2 protein-coding genes are annotated in these 2,138 nt (G+C 59.4%); both read right to left on the reverse strand.

All coding sequences use genetic code 11. The annotated features are described in order from the left end of the window. Positions 1-740: CBS domain-containing protein (locus AC6RA8_RS17540; RefSeq protein ID WP_500354402.1), on the reverse strand; the 740-nt coding region annotated here is incomplete at its 3' end. Positions 741-845: 105 nt separating this feature from the next. After that, positions 846-2,138 (reverse strand): VC_2705 family sodium/solute symporter (locus tag AC6RA8_RS17545; protein WP_500354404.1); only part of this gene is annotated, 1,293 nt, incomplete at its 5' end.

A 2,138-nucleotide genomic window follows, 5' to 3' on the forward strand; every position in this document is an offset into this window, starting at 1 on the left:
AGCTGCCCGTCCTCGACAATGGGCACGTGACCAATGCGCCGCTCCATCATCATATGCAGCACATCCATACCCAACGCGCTTGGCGGCAGGGCCAAGGGATCACGCGTCATGATCGTCGACACGGACTGACCCGGATCCGCACCGCCGGCAACAACCTTGGCATTCATGTCGCGCACCGTGACTATCCCCTGAAAACACTCCGGCCCTGCGACACAGATGGATGAGATATGGTGCCGCGCCATCTGTTCGGCTGCTGCCCGGATTGTATCGCTGGGCAAACATGTGACCGGATCACGGGTCATCAGCTGGTTTACAGGCAGTACGGTCAAATCCTTGGCGTCCACCCGCGCAGGGTGACGACGATCAAAGAAGCGTGCCACCTTGGGATGCTCACTGATCAATTCGTGCAGCACCTGGGCTGGCACAAGGATGAGCGTTGTCTGACCAACGGCGACAGCCATGCGCTGTGATGGGCCGCCCCGCAGCAACGCGCGTTCTCCAAACGAATTGCGCGGACCCAGAAGGGACAATTGCACATCTGTCTCATCCGTGACCTCAACCTCGCCCGCAACGATGACATAGAGGTATTGGATGTCATCCCCGACCCGAAACACCGGCGCAGCATCGCCAAATGCTTCGGTTGTGCACTGACTAACCAGTGTTTCCAGATCATCCGCGCTGAGCGCGTCATACGGATGGACCGAAGCCAGGAATTGCGCGTGTTCAGTCTCAAGCGGCATCACATCACCCTGGAGAGGACAAAAACCTGCCCACGAGGATCGCGGACAGGTTCAGGATCAAAGGGCGCATCGCAGGGAAGAGAGACTGCGATACGCCCGAGGGCCTTAGTGGTCCGCTGCTGCGGCACCCGCTCCACGCGGGATACGCACGCTTTCCACCAGGTCCTTGATCTCTTGCGGGGTTTCCTTGGTCATACCCGACACCACATAGGCGGTCGCGAAGTTGACCATGGCGCCAATCGCGCCGAACGATGTCGACTTGATCGGTCCCAAGAGTGGGTCAGCATCCGTGAACGAATTGGTGTCCGGGATAAAGAACCAGCCCTTGTGCAGGAAGATGTACAGCAAGGTCACAACCAGACCGGCCAACATGCCCGCAACCGCGCCCACATTGTTGATGCGGGTCGAGAAGATACCCATCATCAGCGCAGGGAAGATCGAGGCCGCCGCCAGACCAAAGGCCAGCGCCACCGTCTGGGCCGCAAAGCCCGGCGGGTTCAGACCCAGGATCACAGCCACCACAATCGCCGCCGCCATCGAAATACGGGCCGCAAGCAGCTCGGATTTCTCCGACATGTTGGGCGTCAACTGACCTTTGAGAAGGTCATGGCTGACCGCCGACGAGATCGCCAGAAGCAGACCCGCCGCTGTGGACAGGGCCGCCGCAAGGCCACCCGCCGCCACAAGGCCGATCACCCAACCCGGAAGGGACGCGATCTCGGGGTTCGCCAGCACCAGGATGTCGCGGTTGAACTTGGTCAGCTCGTTGCCGACCCATCCATTCTCAGCCGCTTTCGCTTGCAGATCAGCATTGGCATCGTTGTAGTACTGGATCATGCCGTCGCCATTCTTGTCTTCCCAATCCAGAAGACCCGTTTGCTGCCATGTCGCCATCCACGCATATTCCGGATCGTTGTCGATTTGCTCGACACTCACCGCAGCATTGTCGATCCCATTGGGCCACATCAGTTCCGAAATGTTCAGGCGTGCCATGGCACCCACGGCAGGGGCCGTCAGATAGAGCAGAGCAATGAACACCAAGGTCCAACCAGCAGACCAGCGCGCATCCGACACCTTGGGCACGGTGAAGAAGCGCATGATCACGTGCGGCAGACCAGCAGTACCGATCATCAGCGACAGAGTGAACAACACCATGTTTAGGGTCGATCCATGGGCTGCAGTGTACTCGGCAAAGCCTAGGTCAGTCACGATCTGGTCCAGCTTCGCCAGCAGTGGCTCACCGCTTTCGGTCGAGCCAAACAGTCCCAATGCCGGAATCGGGTTGCCCGTCAGTTGCAGCGAGATGAAGACTGCCGGGATGGTGTAAGCGGTGATCAGCACGCAGTACTGTGCCACCTGCGTGTAGGTCACACCCTTCATGCCGCCAAACACGGCATA

The organism is Tateyamaria sp., from assembly GCF_059783535.1.